9 protein-coding genes are annotated in these 14,201 nt (G+C 55.4%); 3 read left to right on the plus strand and 6 right to left on the minus strand.

Going from position 1 to position 14,201, the window contains the following annotated elements; all coding sequences use genetic code 11:
* Positions 1–129 precede the first annotated feature (129 nt).
* Together RE6C_RS28530 and RE6C_RS28540 are read right to left on the minus strand one after the other, a co-directional pair.
* Positions 130–1,284, minus strand: a complete 1,155-nt coding sequence (locus RE6C_RS28530) for an AI-2E family transporter (RefSeq protein WP_081605786.1) — start codon at positions 1,282–1,284, stop codon at positions 130–132.
* Positions 1,285–1,494: 210 nt separating this feature from the next.
* Positions 1,495–2,325: a carboxylesterase family protein gene (locus RE6C_RS28540; protein WP_008662399.1), complete on the minus strand. Its 831-nt coding sequence runs from the start codon at positions 2,323–2,325 to the stop codon at positions 1,495–1,497.
* A gap of 314 nt (positions 2,326–2,639) precedes the next feature.
* Between RE6C_RS28540 and RE6C_RS28550 the strand changes: the two genes are divergently transcribed.
* Positions 2,640–5,777, plus strand: a complete 3,138-nt coding sequence (locus RE6C_RS28550; RefSeq protein ID WP_081605787.1) for a sulfatase-like hydrolase/transferase — start codon at positions 2,640–2,642, stop codon at positions 5,775–5,777.
* Between the two features lie 177 nt (positions 5,778–5,954).
* On the opposite strand, the gene RE6C_RS28555 is transcribed toward RE6C_RS28550, so the two are convergent.
* From RE6C_RS28555 to RE6C_RS28575, 4 genes are all read right to left on the minus strand, one after another.
* Complete coding sequence (locus RE6C_RS28555; protein ID WP_008662403.1) at positions 5,955–6,686, minus strand: phytanoyl-CoA dioxygenase family protein; 732 nt, start codon at positions 6,684–6,686, stop codon at positions 5,955–5,957.
* 59 nt (positions 6,687–6,745) lie between these two features.
* Entirely contained in the window at positions 6,746–8,527 is a 1,782-nt protein-coding gene (gene arsA / locus RE6C_RS28560) for an arsenical pump-driving ATPase (protein ID WP_008662404.1), read from the minus strand.
* 62 nt (positions 8,528–8,589) lie between these two features.
* The gene (gene arsD / locus RE6C_RS28565; protein WP_039963752.1) at positions 8,590–8,958 is read right to left on the minus strand and encodes an arsenite efflux transporter metallochaperone ArsD; all 369 of its coding nucleotides are present in this window, start codon (positions 8,956–8,958) and stop codon (positions 8,590–8,592) included.
* A 212-nt stretch (positions 8,959–9,170) separates the two neighbouring features.
* On the minus strand, positions 9,171–12,011 hold the full coding sequence (locus tag RE6C_RS28575) for a hypothetical protein (RefSeq protein ID WP_039963764.1): 2,841 nt from the start codon (positions 12,009–12,011) through the stop codon (positions 9,171–9,173).
* A 194-nt stretch (positions 12,012–12,205) separates the two neighbouring features.
* On the opposite strand from RE6C_RS28575, the gene RE6C_RS28580 reads away from it, so the two are divergent.
* Positions 12,206–12,817, plus strand: coding sequence for a sigma-70 family RNA polymerase sigma factor (locus tag RE6C_RS28580; protein ID WP_008662407.1), 612 nt, complete (start codon positions 12,206–12,208; stop codon positions 12,815–12,817).
* Positions 12,814–14,190, plus strand: coding sequence for a FecR domain-containing protein (locus RE6C_RS28585; RefSeq protein ID WP_008662408.1), 1,377 nt, complete (start codon positions 12,814–12,816; stop codon positions 14,188–14,190). Before RE6C_RS28580 ends, RE6C_RS28585 begins: the two co-directional genes overlap by 4 nt.
* Positions 14,191–14,201 lie beyond the last annotated feature (11 nt).

Here is a 14,201-nt window from a genome sequence, read left to right on the forward strand (position 1 = left end):
TAGTCGTATACCGAATGACAACAATTGGCCATTCGGCGTTTGCCCCGGTTGGCGTTCGACTAACCGCCGCCAACGTCACGACGGCGAAAAACGTCTATCGAAGATCGATCGCGGTAAAGCTTCCTAGTGTCAGCTTGCCGGGATCGATTCGTTGGCACTTGGTCCCAACCGCCCTGCCATGACGCGTGCCACCGGACGAGTCACATCCATTCGGTCCAGTGCGATCTTGATTGCTGCCGTGATCGGCGTCGCCAAGAACATGCCGGTGATTCCCCACAATGTTCCCCAAAACATCAGTGCCAACAGAATCACCACGGGATGCAAGTCGGCCGAATTGCCCATCAGCTTTGGTTCCAACAAATTGCCGCTGGCGACCTGAATCGAACATGTCACCGCGATCGCACTGATCATCCAAAGCAAACTGCCATCGGGATGCAACAAGATGAAAGGCAGCGGCAAAATGCTTGCCAAAATTGGGCCGATGTTGGGAATGTAGTTCAGCAAGAATGCCAACAACCCAAACGTGAGCGCCATCGGCACACCAAACAACCAAAGTGCCATCCCGAATACGATGCCGGTTGCCAGCGAGATCATCGTTTTGACAAACAAGTACGATCGAACCTGCCGATCGACTTGATACGCCAATGTGTTCTCGCCGTATCCGCTCAGGTTGCCAAGCAACAGGAAGAAGACGTAGATCAAAATCACAATGCTGGTCGACCCAAGCTGAAACAGTTCGCTCGACAGGCTCGCCACCGCGTTTCGCAGAAACGCTTCCAACTGGTCTCGTAAATCCGCGGCCGCATTGGCCAGCAACTCATCGGATTCCTGCCGCTCCACGGGAACGACCGTGGCTTCTGGTTCCCCCACCAAGTCCGCGACCGCAGCTTCGGATCGTTCTCCCACCTCGCTCGCTTCAAAACGCTCGGCAACGTTTTCATGCAGCCAGTCTTCCGCGTTCGAAACAATCTCTGACACCCGCATTCGGTACAGCTTGCCTTCTTCGGACATCTGAGCCATCGACAACCAAATGCTCATCCCAACCAGAAACGTTCCGCCGATCGCCAGTGCGAACGTGACGCCCGCCGCAACGATGCGATTCACATTCAGACGTGCCTGCAAAAAATCTAGAATCGGCGTGATTCCGCTGACGATGAACAATGCCACCACAAACGGAATCAAAACGGACCTCAACCAATACACCGCCGCCGTCAACGCGATTGCCGTGAGGATCAACAAACAGGCATCCTGCACCGGGTTGCTTCGTAGAGGCCGGTTCGTCATGGGTGACTTCGTCCTGGTTGCGTTGGAAACGATGATTGCGGCTTGGCAGGGTTCGCTCGTGTTGCTCGGCGGAACTATACCAAAACACCGTTTTCGTCATCAGCCACCGCCCGTGACCAGATGACTTTCTCAATCAAGCACGTACCTGCGTCGCGGGCATCTCTGCATCAGCGATTGAAGGAACATGCCGAATCATTTACCTGCAGCAGTTCACTTCTCGTTTTGGTGCCGCAACAACCAAGCGTAGACCTCAGGGTTTGCATACGTCTCTGTCCAGCTGTCATGGCCTGCTTCTGGGTAGATCGTCAGCTTGACGTCCCCGCCGGCTCGCTGGATCGCGACGACCATCTCTTCGCTTTCTTTGAGCTCGACGACGGAGTCCTTCCCACCATGAAACGCCCAAATTGGAAGCGTCGCGAGTTCGTCCGCCCACTCCGTCTTGCCACCACCACAAATCGGAATGGCCGCCGCAAAACGTTCAGGGTGAGTCGCTGCCAGACGCCATGTCCCAAAGCCGCCCATACTCAACCCGGACAGATAAACGCGAGAAGTATCGATCGAAAGATGTTCTTCCACGTGATTGAGCAACGCCATCAGCTCATCAACCTTCCAAGACTCGACCACGTCCGCGCGTTCCTTGCCCGGCTTCGGACTTTGAGGTGACACAATCACGAACGGAAACTCCTTTCCTTCTTTCGCGACTCGTTTGGGTGGCCCGTGCACGGCAAGTTGTTTGAAGTTCCCATCGCCGCTTTCGCCCAACCCGTGCAAGAACAACAGCATCGGAACCTCCTGCCCTGCTTGGTAGTTGCTGGGGGTGTAAAGCAAAAACGGAAGCTTGTCCGGCCGACCTTCGGCAGGCTCCGGAATGGCGAAAAAGTTCTCAGTCTGCTGGCCCGGTTCCACCTGAATCTGTGACGCAGACTCAACACTCGATGTCGCAGAATCCTGTGCCGACAGATTGCTACTGGAGGAACAATTCATGACAAAGGTCGTCGCAACGAAGGTCATCAAAGAGAAAGCGGGGACACTGCGTTTCATGGTCTGTCTATCAAAAGAAAGTGGTGCAGATGGGAATACTCTGAGGCACGAGACGACTCAAAGCGGTCGCCCCTCGCGGCCTGCGATGGAACGTCACCGCATCGCAGCATAATCCCTGGAAAGCGGCAGTTTGTCCGCTGTCACGAATCGAAACAAAACAGCGATGACAGCGGCATTGTATCATCGACACTTCCAACCGGATTCCCCCAGATCCCCTTCGCTGATCACCAACGTTCATTCTGTCGTGATGAACGACTTACGACCGGTTCTCAGCATTCACGCACGCCCGTTTTCTCGCGCCCGAAAGATTCGCGATGATGCATCGCCCTTTGCTCGCTTCGATGATTTGGATTTTGCTGGCCGCGCCGTCCACTTTCGCGGACACACCGCCGGCACCATCCAAGCCGAACGTCCTGTTCATCGCGATGGACGACCTGAATGACTGGATCGGTTGCCTGGGCGGCCATCCGCAAACCATCACACCTAATCTGGACCGATTGGCCGCCAGCGGTGTTCTCTTCACCAACGCTCATTGCCCCGCACCCGCCTGCAACCCGTGCCGGTCGGCTGTCTTCACCGGAAGAGCCCCCAATCGATCGGGCCTGTATGACAATCGGCAACAAATGCGTGAAGTCATGCCGGACGAGGTCATCTTGCCTCAATACATGAGGAACCATGGCTACCACGCTTCGGGGTCAGGCAAACTGCTGCACTACTTCATCGACGCCGCGTCCTGGGATGAGTACTTCCCAAAAGCGGAATCCGAGAATCCTTTTCCGCAAACATTCTATCCATCGCAGCGTCCCGTCAGTTTAGAACGCGGCGGACCGTGGCAATACGTCGAAACGGACTGGGCCGCACTCGACGTGACGGATGAAGAGTTCGGTGGCGACTGGGCGGTCAGCCAGTGGATCGGCGAACAACTTCAACAAAAGCATGAGCAACCATTCTTTCTCGGTTGCGGAATCTATCGCCCGCATGAACCTTGGTTCGTCCCCAAGAAGTACTTCGAGCCATTTCCTCTCGATTCGATTCAACTCCCGCCGGGATACCTCGAGAATGACTTGGACGATGTGCCTTCGATTGGACAGCGAGCGGCACGCAACCGTTACTTCGCCCACATCCAAAAGCAGGACCAGTGGAAACAAGGCATCCAAGGCTATCTCGCTTCCATCCATTTTGCCGATGCGATGCTCGGTCGCGTGTTGGATGCGTTGGAGTCAGGACCGAATGCAGACAACACCATCGTTGTGCTTTGGTCAGATCACGGTTGGCAATTGGGTGAAAAAGAGCATTGGCAAAAGTACACACCGTGGCGAGGTGTCACCCGCATCCCCTTGATGATTCGCGTTCCGAAAACTCCCAGTCCATCGCTCCCAAACGGCACTCCAATTGGAGTCCGATGTGATGCCCCGGTGAATCTGCTCAGTCTCTTTCCGACTTTGCTCGACCTTTGCCAATTGCCACCCAATCCCGTCAACGATGGGCCGAGTCTCCTGCCGCTGCTAAAGGAACCAAACACGGTCACTTGGAAACACAACTCGGTCACCTACTTGTCTCAACCCGGTGCCTATGCCGTTAGCGGTCGAACTCATCGTTACATTCACTACCAAGACGGAAGCGAAGAGCTCTACAACATCCAAGCCGATCCATACGAGTGGAACAACTTGGCGACAACACCGGATGCGGCTGAACATCTCGCTCAGTTCCGTTCGGCATCACCGACTAATTTCGCCAAGCGTATCGAACCGTCGGTGAAGTCACTCGCGAAACTGACCTTTCGCACGATCCCTGAGGAAGGCGTTCCCGCGTCCAAGCCCGATGGCAACCAGTTCCCGGTGCACTTCATCAACCAACAACGCGATCAAGTGGAATTGTGCTGGATCGATGCCAAAGCAAAACCAAGGTCTTATGGATTGATCCAGCCCGGCCAAACCAAAACCCAATCGACTCGCCCGGGTGCCGTTTGGATGGTGAAAGAAGCCGATGGAGACAAACAACTCGGTTACTTCCGAATTGGTGACCGGACGGCTCAAGCGGTCATTCCCGCCAGCAAACCCAATGTCGTCATCATCCTCACCGACGATCAAGGCTGGGCTGACCTGAGTTGTCAAAACGAAGTCGATGACATTCGAACACCACACATTGATGGTTTGGCAGCACGTGGCGTTCGCTGCACCAACGCTTACGTGACTTCTCCCCAGTGCAGCCCTTCCCGAGCCGGATTGATCACGGGCCGATACCAACAACGTTTTGGCATCGACACCATCCCGGATATGCCGTTGCCGACCGATGCGGCGACCATCGCCGAACACTTGCAACCTCAAGGCTACAAAACCGGCTTCGTCGGCAAATGGCACTTGGAACCCAACGTCACTTGCATCGATTGGATGCACCGTGAATTACCGGCGATGGCGGGTAAACCCAGACGCCAAGTCCGGATTCCATGGATCAAGATCCAGCCCTATTCTCCGGCACAGCAAGGTTTCGACGAATACTACTGGGGAGCGATGACGAACTATCGCACCAACTTCGATCTCGCCTCAGGTGATCTGCTTCCACAGATGAAACAAATTCACGACAAACGTTTTCGCATTGACATCCAAACCAACGCGGCAGTCAACTTCATTCAACGCAATCATGACCAGCCGTTCTACTTGCAACTGAACTACTACGGTCCGCACACGCCGCTGGAAGCAACGCAGAAATACCTCGATCGTTTTCCTGGACCGATGCCTGAGCGAAGACGCTACGCGTTGGCAATGCTGTCAGCGATTGACGATGGAGTGGGACAAATTGTCGACCAGTTGAAAGCCGATGGATTGCTCGACAACACATTGATCGTCATGACCAGCGACAACGGTGCCCCGCTGAAGATGACCAAGCCAGACTCGTCCATCAATGGTGACGCCGGTGGCTGGGACGGATCACTCAACGATCCTTGGGTCGGCGAGAAAGGAATGCTTTCCGAAGGCGGTATCCGCGTGCCGATGATTTGGAGCCTTCCCACTCAATTGCCCAGCGGGATCACCTACGACTGGCCAGTCAGTACGTTGGATATCGCACCAAGTGTTTTGAAACTTGCCGGCGGAGAACTTCCTTCCGGTGAGGCAGCGTTGGACGGCATCGACTTGATCCCACGATTGAACGACATCCAAAATCCGTCCACGCGAACGCTTTACTTCCGATTCTGGGATCAAGCCGCCATTCGCCGTGGCAAATGGAAGTACATCTTCGTCGGCGATGGTCGTCGATTCCTGTTTGACCTCGAAAGCGATCAACACGAAAATCGCAACCTAGCGGAGGACTATCCAGAACTCGCTGACAAACTCCACGCCAACTTGGCGGCCTGGACATCGGAACTAACGCCCAAAGGCATGCCGCAAGGAAAGAAGATGCGAGAGCAAGCGTGGTACGACTTCTACTTTGAAGAAGCCGATCCCGTGAACTAAGAAGGCGTGTCGGGTCCATTCGTTTCTCGCTGCTTCGCACCCTCTCCGCTGAAACGAGATCGTGCAGTTTGCAACGCCAGTTTTGGCATTGTTCTCGTATGCAGCACCTCTCCAAAAACGAATTTTTGGGGGAGGTCGAACCAGGCCGTACAGGACGAGGCGATGGAGGGGGTTCTCTCAACCGCTTGCAAACGTCGGAACAACAAAGTCGTGCCACGTCACTCCGTCCGGTAGGACCATGGATTCGGCAAATTCCAAGTGCAGAATTCGCCGGTGCCGCCAAGTGCCGGGATCAGACGAACCGCTGCAATGGCTGAGCAAAGGTCTCATCGCCAACACATCACCCGCCTCCGCGAAAATGGAAACGGCCGCGCCGACGTCTTCCCCGTCGCTGTCACTTGAATGATGCGAACCAGGAATCACTCGCAGTGGACCATTCTCATCGGTCACTTCGTCCAGATGAATTCGAAGCGTCAGCATCCGTCGCAACACGTCGTCGGCCGCGATGAAGTGAGGGACTCCCGCCTTGACCGTCGGCCGTGAGAAACAAGCAGAACTCACCGAGTTGTCTTCAACCGCGACGGATGTGTCCTTGTGCCAAGGCAACGCCCAAGTCCGATCGGGCGGCTTGTCAAAAAACAAAGCTCGCACCAATCCCAGCTCATCACCGAGTTGCTTTCTCAAGAAGCCAATCAACGGTTCACATTGCCAAACCGTTGTCACCTCAGGAATGCTGCCGATCAAATTGCGAGCCGCGTAAACATGACCGCGACTGGACCGAGCCCGAACGGAGTCAGACTCCTGCACCAAAGTCCGCGTGCAAACATCCAGCAGATGCTCGACCACCGACCTCGGCACCGCGTCGCGAAGAATCTGGAATCCGTTTTGATCCAGCTCGTCACTGCTCATACGATTTGCCGCCTGCCGGAATGCCTTGCCCGAATTGTCTCGTCAAACAATGCCCTGTCTTAGCAAGAAGCCTTGTCCGCGATCAACTCCCGCAAACCTTCGATTCCGATAGGCGGGTCTATTTGCCAAGGAATGACCACCACTTGTTTCGCGTGTTGATCAAAAACCTCACGCAAGTAGGGTCCTTCACTTTGTTGACGCCCAACCAGAATCGGATCTTTGACAACCAGCGGACTAAGCGATTGATTGACCACCCATGCAAACGGCTCGATCTCAGCTCGCCGCAGGTCTTGTTGCAACCGCTGAGCTTCATGAACCGGAGTCGACTCAGGCAACGTTACCACCAACACTCGCGTGAAGTCTGGATCTCGCAAACGCGGCAAAAGTTCCCGAACGCTTTCCGGCACCTCGTTGGTCTGCCGCGAAACTTCGCGGTGATAAGCGAGTGCCGAATCCAACAGAAGAATCGTGTGTCCGGTGGGCGCGGTGTCTAGAACGACAAAGCCATCTTCGCCTTCCGCCACCGCATCGGCAAAGGCTCGAAACACGGCGATTTCCTCGGTGCAGGGAGAACGAAGGTCCTCTTCCAACAAGGCTCGTCCTTGTTCATCCAAACCATCTCCCGCGGTCTGCAAGACCTCTTGTCGATAAGCCTCAGTCACTTCGGAAGGATCAATCCGACTGATCGTCAAACCGCTCAACTCATCGGCGGCCATGGTCGCACTCACGTGCGCGGCTGGGTCAGTGGTCGACAAATGAACCTTCAATCCTCGTTCAGCAAGCGCCACGGCAACGGCGGCGGCGATGGTTGTCTTGCCAACACCACCTTTGCCCATCGTCATGATCACACCGTGTTGCTGAGCCGCTAACTGGTCGATCAACGCGGGTGCGGGCAAAGCCTCCAAGATCGAAACGCGTTCCTCACTGGCAATCTCGTTCGTGGCCTTCTCCACGTTCGGTTCGTCACTCCCAAGCTGACGAATAGAATCGATGCCGACCAACCCATGAGGTGCCAAAGGAACAATCGTGCGTTGCAGTTGAGCGAGCCCGCTGGGTATTGCCGCTAAAGCCTCTTTACAGCGTTGCTCCATCGCATTGGCGATCGGATCCAACTCACCTTGCGCCTCGAAGTTTCCGTTGATGATTAAGGCTTGGTTCTCAACGCCGAGTTCCCTCAGTTCGCCGCTGGTTCGATCCGCCTCACGAAGCGTGGAAGCTTCCGGGCGCGTCACCAACACCAGCGTTGTACGAGACGCATCGCTAAGGGACTTCACTGTTGATTGGTAAATAGCTTGCTGTTTTTGCAAACCCGCCAGTGGCCCCAAACACGAGGTTCCTGATGTGTTGTCATCCATGAATCCCGACCAAGCCGATGGCAACGTCAACAACCGCAATGTGTGCCCGGTCGGCGCGGTGTCGAAGACGATGTGATCAAAGTCTGCGGTCGCGCTCTCATCGCCCAACAGTCTGGCGAATTCATCGAAAGCAGCAATCTCCACCGTGCACGATCCCGAGAACTGTTCTTCCATGCTTTGCACGGCAGCCTCCGGCAAAACGCCACGATACGGTCCCACCATTCGCTCGCGATATTCCGCTGCCGCCTGCTCCGGATCAATGTTCATCGCCGAAAGGTTGTCCACCGCCGGAACGGACGTCGGCTTGTTACTGAGTGTCACGCCCAGGACTTCGTCCAAGTTCGACGCGGGATCGGTTGATACGAGCAGAACGCGTCGGCCTCGATCCGCCAAACGCACCGCGGTGGCACAGGCCATGGACGTTTTGCCAACGCCACCTTTGCCCGTGAAGAACAAATTGCGAGTCGGTGATTCGAGGTAGTGCATAACAGTGGACACGTAAGAGAAAGATTCGATCGGCCATCGGTTCGATAAACCGCCAGTTGAGATCAGCAGCAGCCCGAACCGCCGCAGCATCCTCCATCTGCCGTCGGCAACATGGGTTTCACTTGCGTCTTCGTTTCCGTCCACAACGCCAGGTTTTCTCGCGAGGGATAGTCACTGCGACTAACGATTCGGCCATCGACCATAACCAACGGCAAGCACTCGACGCCGTCTTCGTTCAGCATCTGCTGGACGGTCGCGTTGCCAGCAAACTCGGCTGGTTCCTGAGCCAAATTGAATCGCTCAACGCGGTGACCTTGTTGTTTCAGCCAATCCAAATCGGCTGCGAACCGTGGCAACGTTTCATCCACCTGAGGCCCGCAAACACCGGTGCTGCAACACATTGCCCGGTCATAAATCTGAACGTGACTCATTGCTACTTCCTTTCCAGATCGCCAATCGCCGCTAGACGATACAAACAAGTAAAATAGAAGGGCGAATGAACAAACGTGAAGGCTCAAACCCCTTCAATATCGCCAATCTACGATTAACGATATCGGTCATTCCCATGGTCGTCAACACAAAAAGTGCAGCAAGTTCTCGCGTGATCGCTTTTGCCGGCGGTTTCACGCCCCAGAATCGCCGCTCATTGATAGTCGAACAGGGCCGTTGCGGTCGTGTCAGAATCGCTAACGACACGCGCCCAGCAAGCAGAAAAACCAAGCGGGAACTCGTGTCGGATCGTGCTGTCCGCGGGAACAATCAGCTTCTTGATCGGAATCCACCGCCCTTCGCCGTCCAAATCAACTTCCAAGGTCATCGCTACCGGATTCGAGTGCGTGTGCGACAGTGTCACCACTTTCTTGTCGTATCCCCGCATCAGATATGCGTCCGACGGTTTTCCCGCTCGAACGACGGAATCTTTCCAGAGTCCCCCGCGGCCGACTGGTTTACCAAACTTCCAAAGGTCATCCACTCCACCGAACCAAAGTCCCATTCCTGACGCCGAATCCCGAAACACATGCTCGCTCGCTGCCGCGTCTTGTTTGACACCAGCCAGCACCAACAATCCGTTCCACGAACAATAGTCCGAGATACGTTTCCCATGGCTCGACACCGGGCGAATCAAATTCCAAGCCGGTGGGGCACCGTTGATCACCAACGGGACCTCATAAAACGTCCCATGAATATTCGCGATCGTGCGTTCTGATTCGACTTCTCGCAACGCTCGAGGCCAACCCGACTCAAAGGGTTTGTCATAGATCGCATCACCCTTGGGCAGTCGATAACGTTTTCCCTGATACCGAATAATGACGGAGGCTTCATCCACCGTGAACTCCGGTTCCACTTGCAGCTTCTCCGCCAACCCCGAATCAAATTCGTCTGACACAAACTGGAAGTCGCTCTTTGTGAATTCAAATGCCTTTCCATCATCAGTCAGCAGCCGCAAGTCACGACTGCGTTTAGCCGGGTAGACCAATGCATTGGTGGCTTGTGAATCATCCACGTTCGCCAAGCTAGCGAACAGCTCGTCATGACGCTGCTGATTTGGATAAGCGGATGTTTGATGCAAGAACGCAGTCGCCACGCAATCGTGATCCGTTTTGAACCGCACCCAAACGGCGTCCATCTCTTCGGGAAGCATCTCGACAACCGAGTTTTCACCGGCCACCGAAACCTGACGAAAGTCAATCCACTCGTTCGTTCCATTGGGGTCAATTTGCATCGTGACCTGAACGGAAGCATCCTCAGGCACCGCGATGTTTTTGGATTGCTGCGAAGCCTTCGATTTGTTCAACGTCGCTCCCTCACCACGAATCATCTTCACGGCTGCGTTGCCATCAACGAACGCGGTGTGCGGCATGCCAAATGATCCAGGCGTGTGCTCGGTTTCATTAGCGGGAATCGAAATTTTCCCTGCCGGGAAGGAACGCATGTAAACCCGATCGTGGTGTCCATTGCCCCACCGAACTTCCATCTGAGTCAACTGCCAGTCCGGCGACATGGGCGGGTCACCTCGATGATCCACGGCCAAGTAAACCGTGACAGGCTGATCGACTTGGAAGGCATAGCCCGGTGCCGGCCGAGTCCAGTTGCCACGTCGTACCGTCACGGTCGGAAGCGCACTCAACTCCTCCGGCATCGATGTGATTTCTTGTTGGTCAGTCGCTCGCAGTGTGACCACTGGCTTCGATTTCAACCGGCCAACGGCCAAGTACAAGGTTCGCGATTGGAAACCATCGACGAGAAACGGATCGGACCATTCGTTGGCCTTCACTTCATCATCAATCCACGGCCCACCATAAGCGGATGCCGGTCCCCAAGTCTTCAAATCTTGGTAGTCACCAAACCACAGATTGCTCTGCGGTTGGCCCGCCAAAGGATTGCCTTGAACACTGGTCTCATCCGTTGCCAGCACCAACTGATCGTTCCAAGCACAGAAGTCCGGAACGTAGCGGAGGTGACTGCCAATTGGCCGAATTCCCTTGGACTGCTTCACCGAAAACGTCTTGGGAAAATCAAAGAACATGCCATGCATGTCCATCATCCATCGTCCGTCCGTGAACTCACGAATTCGCGGCCATTCGGTGTACCAACCGTGACTGGCGTCGTTGCAATAAGCTGCCTTGGGGAGCAAATACGTGTGCCACTTGCCGTCTTCCAACACCTTCAGCCGAACGGTTCGCCGATCCCATCCCATCGTCCAAATCGGATCGTCCCCATCGCTGCCTCCGGTGATCCCATTGGGGCCGGTGACTTCCGTGTACTGCCGACGCTCGACGATCTTCCAAGTCTCACCATCCCACTCCGCCAGCACGCCGCGTTCTTCCTCCGTCTTGGCTTCGCCACCCACCAAGACATCCTTGTAACTTCCCACATGCAATTCCCCGTTGTTGGAAATCACCAAACGTCCTTGCGAAGTGTAGCCACCCTTCCCATGCCACCCCGGAACGGGCTTCTTGAACAATCGATTGACCTCCAAGGAGTGCACGTTGGCTTCCCAAATCGCGCCTTCCATGTCGATGTAGTGCACCATGTTCTCCGGGTCATTCAGATGCCGCGTGATCGCCGTCACTCGCATCGGCATTTCAGTGGGCGAGATCGTCCGCACGTTACCTTTGGCATCGATCAGATGATGGCCAATCAGCAACTGCTGTGACTCTTCATGGATCATCCGTCCCGCAGGTGTCCCGCCGACGCTTTCGGGATGCACATTCAAAGGCTTCGTCAAATCGGGATCAATGGAGAACAGCTTGTGTTCGCTTCCGCGTGGCATGTGTGGTGCATAGTTGACCATCCATAACTTGCCAGCCCACGGCACGATCGCCCCGATCCCACATTCGTTGTGGCCCGTTTTCAAATGAGCCCCGTTCTGGCTGTAAATGCCATACGTCGTCAGGTGCGGGTAAACCCCGCTGATGAACAGATCGGTCCGCGCAGGTGGTTGCTGACCACAGACCCAACAGGCATTCGATACCATCATCAGAAGCAAAAAGCACGGGATGAGACGCCGCAAGGTTTCCATGATCAAGCTCAACAAGGTTCGGTGGGAGGACGGCTCGAAGATAACCGCACTGCCCTGAAATAGCGGCAAACGAATCAATTGGACATAAATTTTGAGCGACTTTGAATTTCCCCCCATGTTTTTGTCCAAATGGACCGTCAACAGGCTGTCTTCCTATGCATAACGAGAAACTGCCCGCACCGCGATTGACCAACGGCATGAATTCACATCACGAAACGCGCGACTCCGATCCTGCGATCACCGGCCCCGTTGATCGCACCGAAGAATTCGTTCGCCTGCTTGGGCACACCCGTCGGCATCGTTTTGCTTACCTGATGAGCTTGATGAATGACCGAAATGACGTCGAAGAAGTCCTGCAAGAAACCGATTTGGTACTGTGGCGAAAGTTTGATGACTTCGAACTGGGAACCAACTTCACGGCTTGGTCGTGCCGCGTTGCATTCAATCAGATGAGAGCGTGGCGGCAGAAACAGCACCGAAGTCGATTGCAGTTTTCAAATGAATTTCTTGATGCCGTTGCAACCCAACTGGACACACAAACAGAACGATACGACCAACGCTTGGAAACGCTGCGCGCCTGCGTCCGTTCCTTGCCCGATCGTCACCAGCAACTGATTCAGCAGCGGTACACCGACGGCGACAAAATCGAATCGATCGCCGCTCGAACCGGTCGATCCCTCGACGCGATCTATCGCATGCTCAGCCGCATTCGTGATTCACTGCGAGATTGCGTGTCTCGCAAAATGGAGGCAGGCCTGACGTCATGAACGACTCCAACCAAAATCGATTCCTGAAATTGCGAGACGTGGCTCTCGACGGTCGCGCCACCCAAGAAGAAATTCGCGAACTTGAATCCATCGCGAAGGCGTCCCCCGAACGACTCCGCGAATTTGCTGAGGCGGCTGCGATCCATGGCGAACTGTGTTTGCTGGGCATCGAGGCTCGCGAACAACAACGAACCGCGAATCCAGTGACTCGCGAAACAAAGGGTTCCCGAACCTGGCGAAGCATCACCTGGGCGATGGCTTTGGCGTCTTCCGTTCTGGTGGCGACCGCCCTTTGGAACCGCAACGCCAACCCAGCAGATCCCAACGAAACCTTTGCGGTGCTGGAAACAACTGTCGAATGTTTGTGGCAGACGTCGACCGTGCCGCTCGCGGAAGGACAACGACTCGGCGTCGGACACTTGCGATTGGCCAGCGGATTTGCGTCGCTGCGTTTTGACAACGAAACCCAATTGGACCTGGAAGGCCCCGCCGACCTGCAAATCCTCGATCCAATGCACTGCCGTCTCGCCAGTGGAACCGCAGTCGTCACCGTCCGCGATGGCTTGCGAGGATTCGTGGTCGACACTCCCACTGGCCGCCTGACCGATCAAGGAACCAGCTTCGGCGTGTCGGTCAAATCCGATGGAGCCTCCGTGGTCGAGGTGTTCGATGGACGCGTCGATCTCGAAGTTCGGGAAACAGGCGAAACGCGAAGCCTGACCCAACAAACATCGGCGTGGTTGTTGTCCCAGCAAATCTTGTCACCCAATGAATACCGTCTGCCTTCAACAAACGACGCTCGCCGGCTGACACAAATCTTCACCTCTCAAGGCGACGGCGGGGACGTCTGGATTCAACGCGACCCAGAAAACCGAAAGGGCCCCGAAGATCTGTTGCTCGTCAAAAAGTCCGATGAACTGATTGAATTCGATCGCCAGATCCTCCTGCGGTTTGACTTCCGCGGCCTGGCTGACCAGCCGATCGAGCGAGCCGCTTTGCAGCTAACCGCGGTTCCTTCGGGAATCGGATTCGCATCGCGAACTCCCGACTCAACGTTCTCGGTCTACGGACGCTCCCTCCCGAACGAAGCAACACCGCTCTCACCCGACACCGTTCGCTGGTTGGATCTGGAAACCGAAACCAGTGGCTGGTCTTTGGTGGATCGTTTTGTGATTCCCAAAGGCAGCCAATCGGAATCTCACACCATCGAGTCCGCGTCGCTCAACGATCTTGTGAACCAACACCGCAGCGACATCATTGAACTCGTGATCGTCCGCGACACACCGGAGACAATGGGCGGGGGATTGGTTCACGCCTTCGCCAGTTCGCGACATGAATCCATCCCCGGTCCCACCCTGCGAGTCTGGCAGTAAGAGCCTCGTCG

Source organism: Rhodopirellula europaea 6C (assembly GCF_000338295.1).
Taxonomy (GTDB): Bacteria; Planctomycetota; Planctomycetia; order Pirellulales; family Pirellulaceae; genus Rhodopirellula; species Rhodopirellula europaea.

What these genes read in the sequence shown, in the direction of transcription:
- RE6C_RS28530 (WP_081605786.1), bottom strand. Translation starts at nt 1,284, where the DNA reads ATGACGAACCGGCCTCTACGAAGCAACCCGGTGCAGGATGCCTGTTTG.
- RE6C_RS28540 (WP_008662399.1), bottom strand. Translation starts at nt 2,325, where the DNA reads ATGAAACGCAGTGTCCCCGCTTTCTCTTTGATGACCTTCGTTGCGACG.
- RE6C_RS28550 (WP_081605787.1), top strand. Translation starts at nt 2,640, where the DNA reads ATGATGCATCGCCCTTTGCTCGCTTCGATGATTTGGATTTTGCTGGCC.
- RE6C_RS28555 (WP_008662403.1), bottom strand. Translation starts at nt 6,686, where the DNA reads ATGAGCAGTGACGAGCTGGATCAAAACGGATTCCAGATTCTTCGCGAC.
- arsA (WP_008662404.1), bottom strand. Translation starts at nt 8,527, where the DNA reads ATGCACTACCTCGAATCACCGACTCGCAATTTGTTCTTCACGGGCAAA.
- arsD (WP_039963752.1), bottom strand. Translation starts at nt 8,958, where the DNA reads ATGAGTCACGTTCAGATTTATGACCGGGCAATGTGTTGCAGCACCGGT.
- RE6C_RS28580 (WP_008662407.1), top strand. Translation starts at nt 12,206, where the DNA reads ATGCATAACGAGAAACTGCCCGCACCGCGATTGACCAACGGCATGAAT.
- RE6C_RS28585 (WP_008662408.1), top strand. Translation starts at nt 12,814, where the DNA reads ATGAACGACTCCAACCAAAATCGATTCCTGAAATTGCGAGACGTGGCT.